This window comes from Arsenicicoccus cauae (assembly GCF_009707125.1).
Lineage (GTDB): Bacteria > Actinomycetota > Actinomycetes > Actinomycetales > Dermatophilaceae > Arsenicicoccus > Arsenicicoccus cauae.
In genome coordinates this window covers 1-19,456 of record NZ_WLVL01000023.1, presented here as the reverse complement: position 1 = coordinate 19,456, position 19,456 = coordinate 1, and the positions used below count along the sequence as shown (strand labels likewise).

15 protein-coding genes are annotated in these 19,456 nt (G+C 72.5%); 2 read left to right on the top strand and 13 right to left on the bottom strand.

The genetic code is table 11. The features are described 5' to 3' along the window. Positions 1-177 precede the first annotated feature (177 nt). Positions 178-2,274 carry a TIGR03960 family B12-binding radical SAM protein gene (locus GGG17_RS06490; RefSeq protein WP_154592953.1) on the bottom strand — a complete coding sequence of 699 codons (2,097 nt, stop codon included), beginning with the start codon at positions 2,272-2,274 and terminating at the stop codon, positions 178-180. Positions 2,275-2,368: 94 nt separating this feature from the next. Between GGG17_RS06490 and GGG17_RS06485 the strand changes: the two genes are divergently transcribed. Together GGG17_RS06485 and GGG17_RS06480 are read left to right on the top strand one after the other, a co-directional pair. Beyond that, entirely contained in the window at positions 2,369-3,589 is a 1,221-nt protein-coding gene (locus tag GGG17_RS06485; RefSeq protein WP_154592952.1) for a toxic anion resistance protein, read from the top strand. Next, positions 3,586-5,178, top strand: a complete 1,593-nt coding sequence (locus tag GGG17_RS06480; protein WP_311966478.1) for an AAA family ATPase — start codon at positions 3,586-3,588, stop codon at positions 5,176-5,178. Before GGG17_RS06485 ends, GGG17_RS06480 begins: the two co-directional genes overlap by 4 nt. Positions 5,179-5,502: 324 nt before the next feature. On the opposite strand, the gene GGG17_RS06475 is transcribed toward GGG17_RS06480, so the two are convergent. From GGG17_RS06475 to infB, 12 genes are all read right to left on the bottom strand, one after another. Continuing rightward, the gene (locus GGG17_RS06475) at positions 5,503-6,021 is read right to left on the bottom strand and encodes a DUF4442 domain-containing protein (protein WP_230082764.1); all 519 of its coding nucleotides are present in this window, start codon (positions 6,019-6,021) and stop codon (positions 5,503-5,505) included. Positions 6,022-6,101: 80 nt separating this feature from the next. Continuing rightward, the gene (locus GGG17_RS06470) at positions 6,102-7,058 is read right to left on the bottom strand and encodes a bifunctional riboflavin kinase/FAD synthetase (RefSeq protein ID WP_288800190.1); all 957 of its coding nucleotides are present in this window, start codon (positions 7,056-7,058) and stop codon (positions 6,102-6,104) included. 238 nt (positions 7,059-7,296) lie between these two features. Continuing rightward, positions 7,297-9,141 carry an AMP-dependent synthetase/ligase gene (locus GGG17_RS06465; RefSeq protein ID WP_154592951.1) on the bottom strand — a complete coding sequence of 615 codons (1,845 nt, stop codon included), beginning with the start codon at positions 9,139-9,141 and terminating at the stop codon, positions 7,297-7,299. 371 nt (positions 9,142-9,512) lie between these two features. Beyond that, positions 9,513-10,325, bottom strand: a complete 813-nt coding sequence (locus tag GGG17_RS06460) for an ABC transporter permease (protein WP_154592950.1) — start codon at positions 10,323-10,325, stop codon at positions 9,513-9,515. Then, positions 10,322-11,518, bottom strand: a complete 1,197-nt coding sequence (locus GGG17_RS06455; RefSeq protein ID WP_154592949.1) for an ABC transporter substrate-binding protein — start codon at positions 11,516-11,518, stop codon at positions 10,322-10,324. Before GGG17_RS06455 ends, GGG17_RS06460 begins: the two co-directional genes overlap by 4 nt. Then, positions 11,511-12,290 carry an ABC transporter ATP-binding protein gene (locus tag GGG17_RS16365; RefSeq protein WP_311966477.1) on the bottom strand — a complete coding sequence of 260 codons (780 nt, stop codon included), beginning with the start codon at positions 12,288-12,290 and terminating at the stop codon, positions 11,511-11,513. The genes GGG17_RS06455 and GGG17_RS16365 overlap by 8 nt, the downstream gene beginning before the upstream one ends. Next, the gene (locus GGG17_RS16360) at positions 12,266-13,339 is read right to left on the bottom strand and encodes an acyl-CoA dehydrogenase family protein (RefSeq protein WP_230082763.1); all 1,074 of its coding nucleotides are present in this window, start codon (positions 13,337-13,339) and stop codon (positions 12,266-12,268) included. The genes GGG17_RS16365 and GGG17_RS16360 overlap by 25 nt, the downstream gene beginning before the upstream one ends. Before the next feature lie 10 nt (positions 13,340-13,349). Next, positions 13,350-13,871 (bottom strand): DUF4242 domain-containing protein, encoded by a 522-nt coding sequence (locus GGG17_RS06445; protein WP_154592947.1) that lies wholly within the window; start codon positions 13,869-13,871, stop codon positions 13,350-13,352. A gap of 127 nt (positions 13,872-13,998) precedes the next feature. After that, positions 13,999-14,979, bottom strand: a complete 981-nt coding sequence (truB, locus tag GGG17_RS06440; protein WP_154592946.1) for a tRNA pseudouridine(55) synthase TruB — start codon at positions 14,977-14,979, stop codon at positions 13,999-14,001. Then, positions 14,972-15,607 carry a 30S ribosome-binding factor RbfA gene (rbfA, locus tag GGG17_RS06435; RefSeq protein WP_154592945.1) on the bottom strand — a complete coding sequence of 212 codons (636 nt, stop codon included), beginning with the start codon at positions 15,605-15,607 and terminating at the stop codon, positions 14,972-14,974. The genes truB and rbfA overlap by 8 nt, the downstream gene beginning before the upstream one ends. 68 nt (positions 15,608-15,675) lie before the next feature. Continuing rightward, positions 15,676-16,698 carry a TRM11 family SAM-dependent methyltransferase gene (locus tag GGG17_RS17110; protein ID WP_288799206.1) on the bottom strand — a complete coding sequence of 341 codons (1,023 nt, stop codon included), beginning with the start codon at positions 16,696-16,698 and terminating at the stop codon, positions 15,676-15,678. A gap of 195 nt (positions 16,699-16,893) precedes the next feature. Then, positions 16,894-19,456 (bottom strand): translation initiation factor IF-2 (infB, locus tag GGG17_RS06425; RefSeq protein ID WP_154592944.1); only part of this gene is annotated, 2,563 nt, incomplete at its 5' end.

Genomic DNA, 19,456 nt, shown 5'->3' with positions numbered 1-19,456 from the left:
TCGTCCTCGCTGAACGCCGCCCAGATGCGTCGCGACTCGGCCTCGGCCGCAATCAGCCCACGACCTGGCGCCGCAGCTCGGCGAGGTCCCCCGCGCGCCCGTGGTCCGACGCCCACGACGCCCGCAGCTCGACGGTGACCATGCGCCGAGCCCAGGGTCCGTATGCCGACCCGCCCCTCAGGCGTCGGAGCCGTCGTCCGTCGAGACCCGCATCCCGGCGCCCTCTCCGCCGGCCGCCGACGGCACGCCCACCGACGCCGCGCGCAGCGCCGCCGTGCCTGGGTTGGCGACCGACAGGGGCAGGAGCTTGCGCCCCGTCGGCCCGGTCTCGATCGTCGTGCCCATCTGCGGGCACACGCCGCACTCGAAGCACGGCGTCCAGCGGCAGTCGTCGACCTCGTTGAGGTTGAGTGCGTCCTGCCAGTCGTCCCAGAGCCATTGCTTGTCGAGCCCGGAGTCGATGTGGTCCCAGGGCAGGACCTCGTCCTCGTCGCGCTCGCGCTGGGTGTACCAGCCGACGTCGACCCCGGTCCCCGCCAGCGCGACGTCGGCGCAGCGCATCCACCGGTCGTAGGAGAAGTGCTCGCTCCAGCCGTCCATCCGCCCGCCGTCGCGGTAGACCGCCTCGATCACACGCCCCACGCGCCGGTCGCCGCGGGACAGCAGGCCCTCGACCTGACCGGGCTCGCCGTCGTGGTAGCGGAAGCCGATCGAGGAGCCGAACCGCTTGTCGGAGCGGATCGACTCGCGGAGCTTGGCCAGGCGCGCGTCGGTGGCCTCGGGCGAGAGCTGCGAGGCCCACTGGAAGGGCGTGTGCGCCTTGGGCACGAACCCGCCGATCGAGACGGTGCAGCGGATGTCCTTGCGGCCCGAGACCTGGCGCCCCGTCTCGATGACGCGCTTGGCGAGCTCGGCGATCTGCAGGACGTCCTCGTCGGTCTCGGTCGGCAGCCCGCACATGAAGTAGAGCTTGACCTGCCGCCAGCCCGCGCCGTAGGCCGCGGCCACGGTCTTGATCAGGTCCTCCTCGGTCACCATCTTGTTGATGACCTTGCGGATCCGCTCGGACCCGCCCTCGGGGGCGAAGGTCAGCCCGGAGCGCCGCCCGTTGCGGGTCAGCTCGTTGGCCAGGTCGATGTTGAAGGCGTCGACGCGGGTCGAGGGCAGCGACAGCCCGGTCTGCGTCCCCTCGTAGCGGTCGGCGAGGCCGCGGGTGATGTCGCCGATCTCGGTGTGGTCGGCCGACGACAGCGACAGCAGCCCGACCTCCTCGAAGCCCGTCGCGGCCAGGCCGCGCTCGACCATCTCGCCGATGCCGGTGATGGACCGCTCGCGCACGGGGCGGGTGATCATCCCGGCCTGGCAGAACCGGCAACCACGCGTGCACCCGCGGAAGATCTCGACCGACATGCGCTCGTGCACCGACTCGGCGAGCGGCACCAGCGGCTGCTTGGGGTAGGGCCACGCGTCGAGGTCCATGACGGTGTGCTTGGACACCCGCTCGGGGACCCCGGGTGCGGTGGGCGTGACCGCCTCGATCTGCCCGTCGGGGCGATAGGTCACGGCATACAGGCTCGGGACATAGACACCGCCGGTCTGCGCGAGCCGGAGCAGTATGCCGTCGCGCCCGCCCGGTCGCCCGGCGGCCTTCCACGCGCGGACCAGCTCGGTCGCGCGCAGCACGGCCTCCTCGCCGTCACCGACGATGGCGCAGTCGACGAAGTCCGCCATCGGCTCGGGGTTGAACGACGCGTGCCCGCCCATCACGACGATGGGGTCGTCCTCGCCGCGGTCGGCGGCGTGCAGCGGGATGCCCGCGAGGTCGAGGGCCGCGAGGAGGTTGGTGTAGCCCAGCTCGGTGGAGAAGGAGATGCCGAACAGGTCGAAGTCCCGCACCGCGCGGTGCCCGTCGACGGTGAGCTGCGGCAGACCGGCGGCACGCAGCTGCTCCTCCATGTCGGCCCACACCGAGTAGGTCCGCTCGGCCAGCGCGAACGGCTGCTCGTTGAGCACCTCGTAGAGGATCATCATCCCCTGGTTGGGCACGCCGACCTCGTACGCATCGGGGTACATCAGGGCCCACCGCACGGTCAGGTCCTCGCCGGACGGCCCGTGACCGCCGCAGTGCCAGTCCTTGACGGTGGAGTTGAGCTCGCCACCGACATACTGGATGGGCTTGCTGACCCGCTCCAGCAACGGTTCGAGGGCCTCGTAGTACGAGGCGCCAGGCGTCTCGTGACGCAGGGTGCCGGGGGCGTTCTGGGTGATGGGCATGACTCCAGGGTAAGAGACGACCACGTCCACCCAGGACTCGTCGACTCGTGACAGGCTGGAGCCAGACCGCCACCGGACCGTTCGAGGAGACCCCATGACCGAGCCGCTCACGCCCCCTCCGGCGACCGCCACCGCCACCGAGCCCGCCCTGCGCCTCGAGGCCCCGCCCGCCCCGGCGCCCGTGCAGGCCACCCAGGCCCCCAAGATGGCCCCGGCGGTCGACCCGTCGGCGATGCCGGGCCTGGACGCCAAGGTCGACGACTACCTCTCGGCCCTGACCGGCGCGCAGGCCAAGTCGCCGGAGTTCGAGGCCAAGGCGGCGGACGTGCGCACGATGGGGGACGCCGAGATCCGCAAGGCCGCCGAGACCTCCAACCGCCTGCTCAAGACCCCCGTCACCGCCCTGCAGAAGGGGGGCCTGTCGCAGGAGTCGGGCGTCGGCAAGACGCTGCTGGACCTGCGCCGCACGGTCGAGGACCTCGACCCCAGCCAGGCGCGCGGCTCCAAGAAGTTCCTCGGGATGATCCCCTTCGGCGACAAGGTCACCGACTACTTCCGGCGATACGAGTCCGCGCAGGGGCACCTCGACGGGATCCTCCAGGCCCTCAAGAACGGCCAGGCCGAGCTGCAGCAGGACAACGTCGCGCTCAACCAGGAGAAGCAGCAGCTCTGGACGACGATGGGCCTGCTCAACCAGTACATCTACGTCGCGGAGCGGCTCGACGCCAAGGTCGCGGCGCAGATCGCCGAGCTCGACGTCAGCGACCCCGACAAGGCCAAGGCCCTGCGCGAGGACGTGCTCTTCTACGTCCGCCAGAAGCACCAGGACCTGCTCACCCAGCTGGCCGTGTCGATCCAGAACTACCTGGCCATCGACATCGTCATCAAGAACAACATCGAGCTCATCAAGGGCGTCGACCGTGCCTCCACCACCACGGTCTCCGCCCTGCGCACGGCCGTCATCGTGGCCCAGGCCCTCAACAACCAGAAGCTCGTCCTCGAGCAGATCACCGCGCTCAACCAGACCACCTCGACGATGATCGAGCGCACCTCCGAGCTGCTGCGCGACAACTCCGTCGAGATCCAGCGCCAGGCGGCGTCCGCGACGATCGGGCTGCCGCAGCTGCAGGCGGCCTTCCAGAACATCTACACCACCATGGACGCCATCGACAGCTTCCGCAACGAGGCCCTGGACACCATGGCCACCACGATCGGCACGCTCGAGGGCGAGGTGTCCAAGAGCCAGGAGTACCTCGCTCGCGTCCGCCAGACCGACGAGCGCCGCGCCGCCGGCTCGCTCGACCTCAGCCAGTGAGCGGGTCGGCCCCCGGCGGTCTGCGGGCGTCGGTCGACGCCCTGGTCGAGGTGGGTCGCACGGCCGGGCTCGACCCCGGGCAGGTCCGCGACGAGGGCCTGGCGATGTCGGCCGCCGTGCTCCAGACCTCGCGCCCGGGCAGCACCGTCCACGCCTCCTGGGCGGCCGAGCTCGGGCGGTCGGCGTCGGAGTTCTTCGAGCACGCGCCGCGCGGTCGTCGGTTCGCCTCGTCCCCGTCGACGCTGCTGACGGGCCTGCTTGCCGACGGCTCGTTCCACACCGCGGCCTATGCGTCCGCCCTCGCCGAGGTCGCCACGGCCGCGTGCACCGTGCCGGGTGCCGACTCCGGCGCCGTCGGTCGCGCGACGACCTCCGCCGGTGCCCAGCTGGCCGCGGCGGGTGCACCGGGCTCGCCGGGGCCCGGGGCGGGGACAGCACCACCCGGCCGTATGCCGGACGCGCCGGCCCCACCCGGGGTCACCCCCACGCCGCGGGGCGCCGCGCCGACGTCGTCCCCGTCCTCGTCGTCCGACTCCGTGCGCGAGCAGCTGCGGGCGCTCGAGGCGGCGACCCTGCAGGCGCTGCGCGGGCTGCGCCCCCCGTCCGTGGCCGATGCGCCCCACCCCGCCCCGCCGACGCCACCCGGCATACCGGCCGGTCCTCCCCCGACCGACCCGGGCGCACCCGGCGCCCCCGGGCGGCCGACCGCCCCCGGCGCCGCTGCCACCAGCCCGAGCGAGCCTGCCGAGCCGGTGGCGCCTCCCGAGCCGGAGAAGTCCGTCGACGAGCTGCTGGCCGAGCTCGATGCCCTGGTCGGGCTCGCCCGGGTCAAGCGCGAGGTGCACCGGCAGGTCGCCCTGCTGCAGATGGAGGCCAAGCGCGAGAAGGCCGGGCTGCGGTCCGCCACGCTGACCCGCCACCTCGTCTTCACCGGCAACCCGGGCACCGGCAAGACCACCGTCGCCCGCCTGGTCGGTGGGATCTATCGCGCGCTCGGTCTGCTGAGCAAGGGCCAGCTGGTCGAGGTCGACCGCTCCGAGCTGGTCGCGGGCTACCTCGGGCAGACCGCGACCAAGACCTCCGAGGTCGTCGGATCCGCGCTCGGCGGAGTCCTGTTCATCGACGAGGCCTACGCGCTCAACGGCGACCAGTACGGCAAGGAGGCCATCGACACCCTCGTCAAGGAGATGGAGGACCACCGCGCCGACCTCGTCGTCATCGTGGCCGGTTACCCCGAGCCGATGGCGGAGTTCATCCGCACCAACCCCGGGCTGCAGAGCCGGTTCAACACGGTCATCGAGTTCGAGGACTACACCGACGACGAGCTCGTGGGGATCATCAAGGACCTGTCGGCCAAGAATGACTACGACCTGTCCGAGGGCGCGATCACGCGCTTCCGCGAGATCTTGGCCGCGACGCCGCGTGGGGAGTCCTTCGGCAACGGGCGGTTCGCCCGCAACACGCTCGAGGGCGCCATCGGGCGGCACGCCTGGCGGTTGCGTGAGGAGGACGACCCCTCCGTCGAGCAGCTGCGCACCATCGAGGCCGAGGACCTGGACGATCGCGAAGGGGTCGATCTCACGGTCTGACCTCGGTCGGACCGGGTGTCCTGCCAGTGATGTCTGGTCACGCCCTCCCCCTCGGTGTGGCCGCCGCAGCCGGACCCGACGCACGCCCCGATCCACAAGGTCGTGACGTCCGGCGACTCGGTCGCCGAGAGGCCTGCGACCGGTGGCCGATCCTTCGGAGACATCGTCGGCGCGGCGGCGCTGAGCGCGGCCGTGCTGTGGGGGGGCCGGTGTGGCGGGGCTACCCCACCGAGTGGACGCGGGCCGACACGGTCCGCGCGGTCCTGTCGGTGGGCGGCGGCATCGCGCTGATCGTCAGCTCGGCGACCAACCCGTGAGCGGCGTTCAGCCGGTGACGGGACCCCGGTCGCGCTTGCGCCGGACATAGACCTGCTTGCGCACCCGGGCCACCACCGTGCCGTCGGTCCCGACGACCTCGTTGTCGAACCACACGAGGCACTTGTCGCCGCCCGCGGTCTCGTGGCGGATCTGCTCGAGATGGGCGTCGGTGAGCCGGAACTCGGTGGACACCTCGGTGCGGCCGGGCGAGACGAACTCGATCTCGGCGGCCCTGTCCCACACCACGTAGTCCGAGCCGAGGTTGCGCAGCACCAGCAGCATCCAGAAGGGGTCGGTCATGGAGTAGAGCGAGCCGCCGTACTGCGTCCCCACGTAGTTGGCCGTGAGCCGGTGCTTGCGCAGGCGCACGGCGACGTGGCGGAAGTCCTCGCTGATCGCCATGATGTGGATGCCGGAGCACAGGAACGGCGGCCAGAGGTTCATGAGTCTCCGCATGGCCTCGGCGGACCCGAGGAAGGCGGTCAGGTCGGCGTAGGTGCGGGGGAGGCGTCGGGGCAGCGGCATGAGCCGACCCTACCTACTCACCGGTAACGGAGCGAGGACGGACCACGTCGCGCCACGCCCCGGCCGCTCGAGCGGCACGGTCAGGCCGGCACGATCGAGGAGAGCACCTCGCGGCAGCGCTGCACGTCGTCTGCCATCACTTTCAGCAGCTCCTCGACGGAGTCGAACTTCAGCGTGGGACGCAGCCGCTCGACGAACTCGACCGCCACCTGCTCGCCATAGAGGTCGAGGTCGGTGCGGTCGAGGACATAGGCCTCGACGCGCCGCTGCGTGCCCTCGAAGGTCGGGTTGGTCCCCACAGAGATGGCGGCGGGCAGCACGCGTTCCTGGTCGTCGTCCAGGGCGACCCGCGTGAGCCACCCGGCATACACGCCGTCCGCCGGGATCATGCCCTCGGCGTCCTGGGTGAGGTTGGCGGTCGGGTAGCCGAGCTCGCGACCGCGGTGGTCGCCGTGCACGACGGTGCCCATCACCCGATGCGGGCGCCCCAGCACCGCTGCTGCCCCGGCCACGTCGCCGTCGCCCAGCCGTTGGCGGACCAGGCTCGAGGACCAGCGCTGCCCCTCCCCCAGGTCGGCGACGGTCAGCACCTCGAAGCCGTAGCGGGCGCCGAGCTCGCGCAGCGTCGCCGCGTCGCCGGAGTTCTTGTGGCCGAAGCGGGTGTCCTCGCCGACGACCACGGCGCACGCGTGCAACGCGTCGACGAAGACCGTGCGGGCGTAGTCCTCAGGCGACATCTGGGCGAGCTCACGGGTGAACTCCTGCACGAGGACCGCGTCGAGGCCGACGTGCTCGATGAGGTCGAGGCGGTGCTCGAGGGAGGTGACGGGGGCGGGCGCACGCTCCGGGTGCAGCACCGCGACGGGGTGGGGGTCGAAGGTCACGGCCACCGTCTGCGCACCGCGCTCGGACGCCAGCTGCAGGACCGCCTGCAGGACCGCCTTGTGCCCCCGGTGGACCCCGTCGAAGTTGCCCAGCGTCACGACCGTCGGGCCGAGGTCCGCGGGGATCTGGGACAGGTCATTCCATCGATGCACGTCCCAACTCTAGTCGCCCGGGCGACGGCGCCGGCCCACGTCGGCCAGCACCTGCGCCCGCCGCTGTGCCGCGGGCAGGGAGACCGCCTGCGTGTATGCCGCCGCCTCCTGCCTCCCCGACCCACGCAGCTCGGCGATCTCGGCCCATGCGTGACAAAGCTGCTGGGCCGACGCGCCAGCGCCACGCCCAGACCACCCACACGTGACCAAGCTGCTGGGCCGACGCGCCAGCGCCTCGTCAGGTGCTGTAGTTGCTCTCGACCTGCTCGGCGAAGCGCTCGGAGACCACCTTGCGCTTGAGCTTGAGGCTCGGGGTCAGCTCCCCGTCCTCCACGGTGAGGTCGCGAGGCAGGATCGAGAAGCGCTTGACCGTCTCCCAGCGGTTGAGCCCGCTGTTGAGCCGGTCGACATACCCCTGGATCAGCTGCTCCGCCTCGGGCGAGGCGACCACCTCGGCGTAGGTCCTGCCGGCGAGGCCGTGCTCCTCGGCCCAGGGCATGATCATGGCCTCGTCCAGCGCCACCAGAGCTGTGACGTAGTTGCGCTCGCTGCCGTAGACGATGAACTGGCTCGCGTAGGGGCACAGGCCCTTGAACTGGATCTCGATCTGCGAGGGTGCGACGTACTTGCCGGCGGAGGTCTTGAAGACGTCCTTCTTGCGGTCGGTGATGCGGACGAAGCCGCGCTCGTCGATCTCGCCGATGTCACCGGTGTGGAACCACCCGTCGGTGAAGACCTGCTCGGTCAGCTCGGGGGCGTTGTGGTAGCCGCGCATGACGCCCGGGCCCTTCATCAGGATCTCGCCGTCCTCGCCGGTCTTGAACTGGGTCCCCGGCACCGGCCACCCCACCGTGCCGAAGGTGTAGCTCCCTGGGGTCGGCCGGTTGACAGAGGACGCGGAGCTCGTCTCGGACAGGCCGTAGCCCTCGATGATGAGCAGACCACAGGAGGCGAACCAGCGCGCGATCTCGGGGTCCAGCTTGGCCGAACCGGACACCATGGACTTGATCCGACCGCCGAAGCGCGCGCGAACCTTGCTGAGCACCAGACGGTCCGCCACGCGGTGCTGCAGCCGCAGCGGGACGGGGATCGGCTCGCCCCGCTCCTTCAGCTCGGCCACCCGACGCCCCACCCCGAGGGCCCAGGTCGCGATCTTGACCTTCTGCGGCGACCCCTCCATGAGGACGGTGTTGATGCGGGCGTAGGCCTTCTCGAAGATCCTGGGCGCCGCTCCCATGAAGGTGGGCTTCACGATCTCCATGTTCTCGACGATCTTGTCGATGCGGCCGTCGATGCAGGTGGGGAACCCCACCTGGAAGGACAGCGCGAGCAGCAGCTTGCCCATGACGTGCGAGAGGGGCAGCCAGAGGTACTGCAGGTCGTCCTGGGTGACGAGCTGCACCGCGTCGACGGCGGCGCCCTCGTAGACGATGCAGTCGTGGGTAAGGATCGCGCCCTTGGGCCGGCCCGTCGTGCCGGAGGTGTAGATGAGCGTGGCCATGTGGTCGCGGGAGATCCCGTCGATGCGCCGGTCGACCAGGTCGGGGTCCTCCGCGAGCGCCGCCCGCCCGAGCTCGGCGAGCTCGTCGAGGGTGATGACCCAGTCCCCGTCCGAGGTCCCGTCGAAGGTCACGACCTTGATCACGTCGGGGAGCTGGTCGCGCTGCTCGCGGACCTTGGCGACCTGGGTGTCGTCCTCGGCGAAGACGACCCTGCTGCCCGAGTCGGCGATGATGAACGCGACCTCGCTGGCGATGGTCGTCGGGTAGACGGTGCTCGTCGCGGTGCCGCTGCACATGATGGCCAGGTCCGCCAGGGCCCACTCCAGGCGGGTGGTCGACGCCACGGCCACCCGGTCCTCGTGCTGGACGCCGAGGACGATGAGCCCGGCGGCGAGGTCGTAGGCACGCTCCTTGACCTGCCTCCAGGTCAGCGTCTGCAGCTCGTCACCGCGGAAGTGCTGGAACCCGGCTCCGTCGGGCGTCCTGGCCGCCCGGTCACGGAAGACGTGCGCGACGCTCTCCATCCGGTTGTCGATGACGGCCCAGTCGACCTTCTCGTCCTTGGCGGACAGCAACGGCATGACTTCTCCTCCACGTCGAGGGTGGGTGCGGGGGTGACCCATGGGTAGCTTTGGGGCGAGTGTGCCTGGTCGCACCGATAAAAGGAAGGATGCATCTCACACTCTCCCCTGTTCGGAGCCTCGGCGTCCCCCGAGCCTGTGAGCAAGTCCGGGGGCAGGTCCGGGAGGACCGAGCCGTCCTCCGACCAGTCCGGGGGTGCGGCGAGGACGCTGGTCGGGGCCACGTGCAGCCGGTCCGGACGTCTTCCGCGACCGGGAGGTGCTCCTGCCGCGGCCCCAGATGCTCCTCGCAGGCCGTCAGCAGCAGGTCGGCCAAGCGGCGGTGGCCGACGTGGGCCGTAGCCCCGCGCTGAGGGCGACCACGCGGATCGTCATACGAGAGCCTCCAGGGGGTCGTGGGTGGGGCGGGTGACCGAACGTCGCTCCTCGTCACGCTCCCGCCGGCTGCGCAGGGCCCGGCGCGCCACGAGGTCCACGGCGAAGCCGATCGTGCCGATGACGACGATCAGCGCGGTGACGTGGTGGTAGGCGAGCTGGTCCTTGGAGTTGAGGATCTCGTAGCCGAGCCCCGAGGTGACCCCGAGCATCTCGGCGGGCACGAGCACCACCCAGGCGATGCCGATGGCGGCGCGCAGCCCCGAGAGCACGAAGGGCTGCACCGACGGCACGACCACCGAGCGCACCGTCTCGCGGCGCGAGGCCCCGAGGGTGCGGGCCACCTCCAGGTGCCCGGCGTCCACGCGCCCGACGCCCTCGACCGTGGCCATCAGGACGGGCCAGACGGCCGTGGCCGCGACCAGCGCGATGACGGGGACGTCCCCGATGCCGATCAGCGCGATGGCGACGGGGGCCCAGGACAGGGGGGACACCATGCGCAGGAAGAGCAGCACCGGCCGGGTCGCCGCGTCGATCCACGGGACCAGCCCGACGAGCGCGCCCACGAGGACACCCACCGTGGTGGCGATCGCGAGACCGCTAGCGAGCCGGAACACGCTGATGGAGGCGTCGGTGAGCAGCCGCCCGTCGCGGGCGAGCTCGACCAGCCCCTGCCAGGTGCGCACGGGCGAGAATTGCGGGATCAGTGGCCACCGCGCGAGCAGCACGTCGGTCACGAGCCACCACACCGCGACCGCGGCGAGGAGGCCGACCACGGCGGGCAGCGCCCGGTGACGGGGATCGGTCATGGGGCGACCTCCTCGGGAGTCGTGACGGGCAGCGGCAGGTGCAGGTCGCGGGCCGCCTGCCGCACGAACCGCTCGTCGACGAGACCGGCGTGCACGGTCCCCGGGTCGATCCCGCGGAGGAATCCCCGGTCGCCGTCGACGGTCGTGGCCTGCATGAGCGAGGCCAGCTCCGCCGTGTAGCCGGGCCGGGGGTAGGCGCTGAAGCCCAGCCGCTGGCCCTGCCAGCCGGGGTGGCGGGTGATCGTGGCCGGTGGCCGCCGCCCCGTGATCACCCGGGACACGGCTGCGGCGGGCTGGGGCAGGTAGCCGCCCTCGGCCCCGAGCACAGCCGCGGCGTCGGCGCGGTGACCCTCCAGCCACTGCTGGGCCTGGACGACACCGGTCGTGAGCGCCTGGGCCGCGGCCGGGTGGGCGTCGACGAGGTCGCCGCGGACCGCGATGCCGCAGCAGGCGTGGTCGTGCCAGACGTCACCGAGGAAGCGCAGCACGCGCCCGACCCCCTTGACCTCCGCCACGGAGCAGAACGGCTCGGCCACCACGAACCCACTGACCCGCCCTGACGCCAGCGCGGGCACCATCTCCGCCGGAGACATCACGACGAGCTGCACCGTGCCGGCGCTGACGGACGGTGCCTGGCGCACCACGGCTCGCAGCCCGGAGGCCGCGAGCAGCCGCTGCAGCAGCACGTTGTGCACGCTCCACCAGTAGGGGATGGCGACCGTCGTCCCGGCGAGCTGCTCGGTGCGGGTGATGGACCGGCCCACGGTCAGGGCCGAGCCGTTGGTGTGGCCCCAGGCCAGCACGCGCACGTCGGCATGCTGGGCGAGGCGCAGCTGCAGCGCAAAGGGCATCAGCAGGTGGACCACGTCGACGTCCCCGACCAAGAACGCCTGGGCCAGCGACTCCCAGCCGCGGAAGAGCACCGGGCGTGCAGCGGGCAGCCCCGCGTCGGCGAGGAAGCCACGCTGGTGGGCGGTCAGCAGCGCCGCGGCATCGGTGATGGGCAGGTAGCCGATGCGCAGCTCCCGGCCCAGCGCACCCGCGTCGTCGCGCCAGCCGGACACGGTTGGCGCCACGGCGATCCGGGCGCCGTTGGCGGTGAGGCCGGCCAGGCCGAGCGCCGCGCCGCCCCGCGCCGTGGCCAGCAGCAGCTCGCGACGGGTCGGCGTCGGACGGGCGTGGCGCTCAGACATGGATCCGGCGCCCGTGCCGCCCGCGGTCGCTGCCGGGCTCGGGCGCGCCGTTATCGTGGGCGGGTTCGTCGTATGCCGCGCGCACCTGCGCCCGCAGCGGGTGGCTGGCCGCCGTGACGTGGTTGGTCGCGGGGGTGATCGACCAGCGCCGCGCGACCGTGCCGCCGGCCCGCAGCACGACGACGTCGTCGGCGACGAGGAGCGCCTCGTCGATGTCGTGCGTGACGACGACGCTGCTGAGCCCCCGCTCCGTGAGGTGTCGGCGCAGCCAGCCCTGCAGCTCGCCGCGGGTCGCCGGGTCCAGGGCGCTGAACGGCTCGTCGAGCAGCAGCAGGTCAGGGCGCACCGCCAGGGCGCGCCCCAGCGCGACACGTTGCGCCTGGCCGCCGGAGAGCTGATCCGGGTAGGCGTCGGCGTGCGCGGTGAGGCCGAGCAGGTCCAACAGCTCGTCGACCAGCGGGGCGTCGCGCACGTCGGCGTTGGCCGCGTAGGCGTGGCCGAGCGCGAGGTTGTCCCGCACGGTGAGCCAGGGCATCAGCCGCGCCTGCTGGAAGACCATGCCGATGCGGGGCGTGCCCGGACGGTGCACCGCGCCGGCGCTCGGGTGCAGCTCCCCCGCGAGGAGGTGCAGCAGCGTGGACTTGCCGGCCCCGCTCGGGCCGAGCAGGGCCAGCTGGCGGCCATGCTCGACATCGAGGTCGACCCGGCGCACGGCGACCCGTGATCCGTAGGTCACGGCGACGTCCGTCAGCTGGACGAGGAGAGCTCCCACCGCAGGTGTCCTTCCGAGGGCGACTGGACGGGCAGGAAGGCGGCCTCCCGCAACCGGCGCGAGGCGGTGCTGGTCGCGACGTAGCCCCCGCCGCCCGCGAGGGTCGCCGCCAGCCGCGTCGCGTCCTGGCACACGTGGCTCGCGTCGAGCCGCAGGCGCAGCAGCTCGTGCCGGGTCACGGCCGCCGGGTCGGCGACGGCCTCCTGCCAGCGCCGCTCGACCTCGTCGGCGCGGGCCTGGAGCTCGTGCACCTCGCGGTCGAGGGCGCGGGTCTCCGGGCGTGCGACCCCGGCCAGGGCGTCGGCCACGCAGCATCGGGTCAGCCCCACGCAGAAGGCACTCTGCAGGAGCAGCAGCGTCGGCCGGAAGCCGGCGGCGTAGCTCGGCACGTCCTCGGACAGCACCGCCTCGACGGGGGTGCGGACACCCTGCAGCACCACGCGGCCGGAGGCGGTGCTCTCGAGCGCGAGCAGGCCCCGGGCGGGCTGCACCTGCACGCCCGCGCTGCCGACGGTGAACCACGTGACGACCGGCGGCTCCCCTGCCAGGTCCACCGCCGTCACCACGACGGCACCGGGGACCAGGTTGGAGGCCCAGGCAATCGACCCGTCCAGGACGATCTCGTCGCCTTCGCGCCGCCCGGTGACACCGAGGTCGCCGAGCCCGGAGGCCTGCTTCATGGCCGCCGCCATCGCGGAGCACCCGACGACCCGGCCGGCGCGCAGCTCGGCGAAGGCGTCCTCGGACAGCGCCGAGCGCCGCCCCCGGGCGAAGTACTCGATGGCCATGCGGTGGCCCCAGATGCTGAACGCCGAGCTGAGGCACTCCTCCGCCACGGCCGCGATGACGTCGCCCATGGCCCGCAGCGGCACGGCGGCCTTGGGGCCGGCGGCCGCGACGGCGGCGGCGGTGTCGTCTGCGCCCAGGTCGAGCAGGCCGTCGGCCGCCAGCAGCGCGACCGCCTCGGAGGCGGCCAGCTCCCCGCGGTCCACCTGCTCGGCCCGTTGCGCGGCCCAGGTCCGGACCGGGTCCACGGTCACTGTCGTCATGGGGCGACCCTCAGGCGAGCTGGTGCAGGCGGTCGATGGGGGTCTGGACAACCTCGCGGGCCCGGACCACGGTGTCCTGGTCGGGAGCGTCGTAGAAGCACAGGCACTTGAGCATGTCCTCGCGCACGTAGGTGCGGAGGAAGGCCACCTCGGGCACCTGCGCGTAGCGCGGGGACTTGGCCTTCTTGTTGGCCAGGTAGGTGTCCATGTCGAGAGTGGCCGGCAGGTCCCACTCGACGAGGTAGCCCGCGTGCGGACGGGCAGCCTTGATGTCGGCGAGCTCGGCGCCGACGAGCCGGACCTCCGCGGGAGCGGTCACCTCGGCGGCGCCGTCGACGCTCGCGAGGGGGGCGAGGGCCTCGGCCTCGTCCGCCTCGAGCACCGCGAAGACCCGGCCGGCGTCGGCGGTCACCTGAGACTCGATGAGCTCCGCCCCGGTGCCCGTGCTCTGCGAGGCCAGGGTCTCGATGAGCGCCTGGGCGCCCTCGCGGGTGGGGTCGGCGGGGACGAGCTCGATGAGGAACAGCGACATGGGGGTCTCCTGATCGGTGGAGGATGGGTGCCCACGCCAGGACAATGGCTTTGGACACCCATAACCATCACTTATGGATGACCTGTCCCGCAGACCGTCTCGACGGGCGGACGCGAGGTCGCAGGCGTCAGGTCGCGGCCGGCGCCAGCACGACCAGGCTGCGGGCCTGCGGCCGCGTCTCGTCCAGCAGCGCCACCAGGCGCCCGTCCGGCGCGAACCCCGCCACCACGCCCTGCCCCGAGCCCGACGTCGACGCAGCCGACGCGATCCGCTGGCCGTAGCCCAGCGCCGTGGCCTCCTCGGCGCTGAGCTCGTGCGCCGGGAACTGCGCGCGCGCCGCGGTGGCCAGGTCGAGCAGCGGCAGGCTCGGCAGGTCCGCGCGGTCGAGCCGGTCCACGCCGAGGCGGGTGCGCGCGGCGTCATACGCAGCCGTCAGGTCCATGAGGTCGGCCGCCACGTCCAGGGCGTAGCCGCCCACCCGGGTGCGGCGCAGCGCGGTGAGGTGACCACCGACGCCGAGGGCCGACCCGAGGTCGCGCGCGAGGGCGCGCACATAGGTGCCGGAGCTCACCTCGACGGTCACGTCCAGGTCGTAGGCCGTCTCCCCCGCCACGCGCTGGTCGTGGATGTCGAAGCGGGACACCGTGACCGGGCGCGCAGGCAGCTCGACGTCCTCGCCCGACCGGACCCGGGCGTAGGAGCGGCGACCGTCGACCTTGATCGCGGACACGGCGCTCGGGACCTGCTCGATGGCGCCGGTCAGGCCCGCGACCGCGGCCGCTACCCGCTCGGGCGTGACCCCCTCCACCGGTGTGGCCGCCGTCAGCTCGCCCTCGGCGTCATCCGTGACCGTCGCCTGCCCCAGCCGGATCGTGGCGTCGTAGGCCTTGTCGCAGCCGACGAGATGGGTCAGGAGCCTGGTCCCTCGCCCGAGCCCGAGGACCAGGACCCCGGTGGCCATGGGGTCGAGCGTGCCGGCGTGACCGACCTTGCGCGTGCCCGCCAGCCGGCGGACCCGCCCGACGACGTCGTGGCTGGTCCAGCCGGCCGGCTTGTCGACGACGAGCAGCCCGTCGGGGCCGTCGTCGGCGCCCCGGCTCCTAGCCATCGGCGCGCCCGGTGCCCTGGGCGGCGTCCTCCTCCTGGTCGGCCAGGTCCAGCGCCGCAACGTCCTCGAGCTGGGCCGCCTCCTCGGCGTCCACACCGCCGTCCCGGACCGATGGGGGCGGTGGGACCGGGGCATAACCGTCGTCGGTGTCGACTGAGTCGTCGCTGTCGTCGGTGGCATCGGTGGCGTCGGCGGGCTCCGAGGAGGCGTCGGCAGGCTTCTTGTAGGGGTCGGCGTCGCCGGCGTAGGCGGCCTGCTCACGCCGGCGGGCAAGCTCCTCGTCCCGCTCGCGCGCCTTGCGCAGGGCGTCCTCGATCTGCGAGGACGTCTCGGGGAGGGCATCGGCGATGAACTCCAGGCTCGGGGTGAGCCGGATGCCGAGCGCCTTGCCGACGTAGGACCGGATGCGGCCGAGGTTGTCCTGCAGCGCCGCGGCAGTGCCTTCTCGCTCCTCGTCGGAGCCGAAGACGGTGTAGAAGATCGAGGCGTGCTGCAGGTCACCGGTCACGCGGACGTCCGTGAGGGTGACGAAGCCGAGACGCTCGTCCTTGAGGCGGTACTCGAGGTACTCGGCCGCGACGACCTTGATGCGGTCGGCGATCTTGCGGGCGCGTGCCGGGTCTGCCATGAGAGTGCCCCTTCGTGATGGGTCGAGTCCCGCCGGCGTGGGTGCCGACGGGCTGGTCGTACGTGTGGTCAGCCCTTGCGGGCGACCACGATGTCGCGGTCGATGGAGGCGTCGACGCGGTGACGCAGTCCACCGTAGCCACCCGCCTCGACGACGGTGAGCCCGTGCCGCGCGAGCAGGTCGGTGACGGCAGCGCGCGCAGCGACGTGGCGGTTGACGGCGAGCCCCACCGCGCCCCCGGTGCGCAGCGCCCGGACCCAGCCGGGCAGCGCCGCGTCGAGGAGGTCGAGCGGGCTGCGGGCCAGGCGGTCCCCGTGGCTGCCGTGCTGCACGCCGTACGGCGTGTCGGCGACGACCACGTTGGTCTGGCCGGCGGGCAGGAGGCCCTGGAGCCGGGTCGTGTCGACCCCGAGGTAGGTCACGTGCTGCACGCGCCCCGCCTTGTAGTCGTCCTTGTCGGCCGCCAGCTCGACGTCGAAGCGGTGACCGAGGGTCTTGCCGCTGCGGCGGACGGCCCCGGACGTCAGCCGGTGCTTGATCCGGTGCTGGCGCAGGTAGGTGCTGAGGAAGGCCTGGTAGGCCTCGCGGTCCTTGGCGTCGAGGTCGATCCCGGTGACGTCCAGACCGAGGGTGATGGCGGTGCTGAGCGTGGTGCCGCGACCGCACATGGGGTCCAGGACGGTCATGGTGCCGTCGAGGTAGCGCTCGGGCCAGGCCGTCGCCATCGCGGTCACGGTGAGCAGCAGTCGGGTGAACTGCTCGTTGGTCTTGCCCTGGTACTTGAGGATGGTGACCAGGTCGCTCGGGAACCGGTCGGGCCGGTCCAGCGCGACCGGGCGGAGCAGCTCGCCATGCTCGTCGCCCGCACGCAGATACAGGGCCTGTATGCCGGACAGCACGCTCACCGCCCGGAGCGGGTCGCCGGTCAGCGGGGCCGCCGTCTCGAAGCCCAGGTAGGCCACGCCCGCCACCTCGACCGGCGCGATGTCCCCGACGCTGCCCGGCAGGAGCGCGTCCGCCACACAACGCAGCTCGGCCGCCATGAGGGCGGGCGCCTGGTCGGCATACACCCGGTTGTGCGACGGGGACACCAACGCAAGATAGGACGACAACTCACTTGCCTTTCAGCCGCACGAGGTGAGGCGCCCGGACCCGCTGGGGGCGCCAGGGAGCGGTGGCCGGGCCGTGGTGGGCCTGGCGGGAGCCGCGAGGGACGAGCGGCGGAGGATAGGCCCGGCCGCCGCACCCGGAGCCCCCCGAAGGAGGGGCTCCGGGTCGACCGACGATCAGTCGCGCGGCTTCTCGCGCATCTCGTACGTCGCGATGAGGTCACCGACCTGCAGGTCGTTGTACGACCCGAGGTTGATGCCGCACTCGAAGCCCTCGCGCACCTCGGTGACGTCGTCCTTGAACCGCCGCAGGCCGGCGACCTCGACATTCTCGGAGACGACGACCCCGTCGCGCGTGATGCGGGCCTTGGCGCCGCGCCTGATCTCGCCGCTGCGGACGATCGATCCGGCGATGTTGCCGAACTTGCTGGAGCGGAAGATCTCGCGGATCTCGGCGGTGCCGAGCTCCACCTCCTCGAACTCAGGCTTGAGCATGCCCTTGAGGGCCGCCTCGATCTCCTCGATCGCCTGGTAGATGACCGAGTAGTAGCGGATCTCGACGCCTTCACGGTCGGCGTACTCGGCGTTCTGGCCCTCGGCGCGGACGTTGAAGCCGATGATGACCGCGTTGGAGGCGACGGCGAGGTTGATGTTGTTCATCGTGATCGCGCCGACGCCGCGGTCGATGATCCGCAGGTCGACCTCGTCGCCCACGTCGATCTGCAGGAGGGCATCCTCCAGCGCCTCGACCGAGCCGCTCGCGTCACCCTTGAGGATGAGGTTGAGCGTCTCGACCTTGCCGGCCGCAAGGGCCTCGTTGAGGTCCTCGAGCGAGATGCGCTTGCGGGCCTTGGCCAGGCTGGCCTGGCGGTCGGCGGCCTCGCGCTTCTCGGCGATCTGACGGGCCGTGCGGTCGTCGGGGGCCACCACGAAGGTGTCGCCGGCGCGGGGCACGGACGCGAGACCGAGCACCTGGACCGGACGCGACGGGGTCGCCTCCTTGACCTGCTTGCCGTGCTCGTCGAGCATCGCGCGGACGCGGCCGTGGGCCGACCCGGCGACGATGGCGTCGCCGACCCGCAGGGTGCCCTGTTGGACGAGGACGGTCGCCGTCGCGCCGCGACCACGGTCGAGGTTGGCCTCGATGGCAACGCCGCGGGCGTCGGTCTCGGGGTTGGCGCGCAGGTCGAGGGCGGCGTCCGCGGTGAGCAGGACGGCCTCGAGCAGCTGGTCGATGTTCTGACCCTGCTTGGCCGAGATGTCGACGAACATCGTGTCGCCGCCGTACTCCTCGGCGATCAGGTTGTACTCGGTCAGCTGCTGGCGCACCTTGGCCGGGTTGGCCCCGTCGACGTCGATCTTGTTGACGGCGACGACGATCGGCACGTCCGCGGCCTGGGCGTGGTTGAGCGCCTCGATGGTCTGCGGCATGACGCCGTCGTCGGCGGCCACGACGAGGATCGCGATGTCGGTGACCTTGGCGCCGCGCGCACGCATGGCCGTAAAGGCCTCGTGACCCGGGGTGTCGATGACGGTGAGTTTGCGCTCCTCGCCCTCGTGCTCGACGGCGACCTGGTAGGCACCGATGTGCTGGGTGATGCCGCCGGCCTCGGTGGCGATGACGTTGGCGTTGCGGATCGCGTCCAGCAGGCGGGTCTTGCCGTGGTCGACGTGACCCATGACCGTGACGACCGGCGGCCGGGCCTGGAGCTCCTCGTCGGCGTAGTCCTCGCCCTCGAGGTCGATGTTGAAGGACGCGAAGAGCTCCTGCTCCTCCTCCTCCGGCGACACGACCTGGATGTCGTAGCCGAGCTCCGCGCCGAGCACCTTGAAGGTGTCCTCGTCGAGGGACTGCGTGGCCGTGGCCATCTCACCGAGGTGGAAGAGCACGGTCACCAGGGACGCCGGGTTGGCGTTGATGCGGTCGGCGAAGTCCGTCAGCGACGAGCCGCGACGCACGCGCACGACGGTGGAGCCGTCGCCACGGGGCACGGTGACGCCACCGATGGACGGCGCCTGCATCTGCTCGAACTCCTGGCGCTTCGCGCGCTTGCTCTTGCGTCCGCGAGCGGGCTTGCCGCCACGACCAAAGGCACCCTGGGTGCCACCGCGACCGGCGCCGCCGCCGGGACGACCACCGCCACCGGGACGGCCGGCGAAGCCACCGCCACCACCGGGACGAGCACCGTAGCCACCACCGCCGGGGGCGCCGGGACGACCACCGCCGCCACGGGCGGGACGCTCGCCGGGACGGGGCACCGACGACCGGGTCGGCATGGCGCCGGGCGTGGGCCGCGGGCCACCGGGACGAGGTGCGGCGGGACGCGGGCCGCCCGGACGGGGCCCGGCCGCACCGGCCTGGCCGCCACCCTGACCGCCGGGACGCGGCGCCTGGGGGCGGGGCATGCCCTGCGAGGGGGCGAAGGGGTTGTTGCCCGGGCGGGCCGATCCCTGGCCGCCGCCGGGGCGGGGAGCCCCGCCGGGACGCGGCGCGCCGCCGTCGCGAGCGGGGCGGTCGGTCCGCTCCGGACGCTCGGTACGGTCGGTGCGCTCGCCGCGCTCCGGACGCTGACCCATGCCCTGGGAGGACGCGAAGGGGTTGTTGCCGGGGCGCGGGGCTCCCGGACGACCACCCTGACCACCGGAACGGCCGGGGGCCTGCTGCTGGCGCGGGCCGGGGGCGGCAGGACGCGGACCGGGCTGCGCGGGGCGCGGGCCGGGCGCCGCGGTCTCGGCCGCG

Bases quoted from the DNA above. Each gene is read 5' to 3' on its own strand.
- GGG17_RS06490 (WP_154592953.1), bottom strand. From the start codon at position 2,274: ATGCCCATCACCCAGAACGCCCCCGGCACCCTGCGTCACGAGACGCCT.
- GGG17_RS06485 (WP_154592952.1), top strand. From the start codon at position 2,369: ATGACCGAGCCGCTCACGCCCCCTCCGGCGACCGCCACCGCCACCGAG.
- GGG17_RS06475 (WP_230082764.1), bottom strand. From the start codon at position 6,021: ATGCCGCTGCCCCGACGCCTCCCCCGCACCTACGCCGACCTGACCGCC.
- GGG17_RS06465 (WP_154592951.1), bottom strand. From the start codon at position 9,141: ATGCCGTTGCTGTCCGCCAAGGACGAGAAGGTCGACTGGGCCGTCATC.
- GGG17_RS06460 (WP_154592950.1), bottom strand. From the start codon at position 10,325: ATGACCGATCCCCGTCACCGGGCGCTGCCCGCCGTGGTCGGCCTCCTC.
- GGG17_RS06455 (WP_154592949.1), bottom strand. From the start codon at position 11,518: ATGTCTGAGCGCCACGCCCGTCCGACGCCGACCCGTCGCGAGCTGCTG.
- GGG17_RS16360 (WP_230082763.1), bottom strand. From the start codon at position 13,339: ATGACGACAGTGACCGTGGACCCGGTCCGGACCTGGGCCGCGCAACGG.
- GGG17_RS06445 (WP_154592947.1), bottom strand. From the start codon at position 13,871: ATGTCGCTGTTCCTCATCGAGCTCGTCCCCGCCGACCCCACCCGCGAG.
- truB (WP_154592946.1), bottom strand. From the start codon at position 14,979: ATGGCTAGGAGCCGGGGCGCCGACGACGGCCCCGACGGGCTGCTCGTC.
- rbfA (WP_154592945.1), bottom strand. From the start codon at position 15,607: ATGGCAGACCCGGCACGCGCCCGCAAGATCGCCGACCGCATCAAGGTC.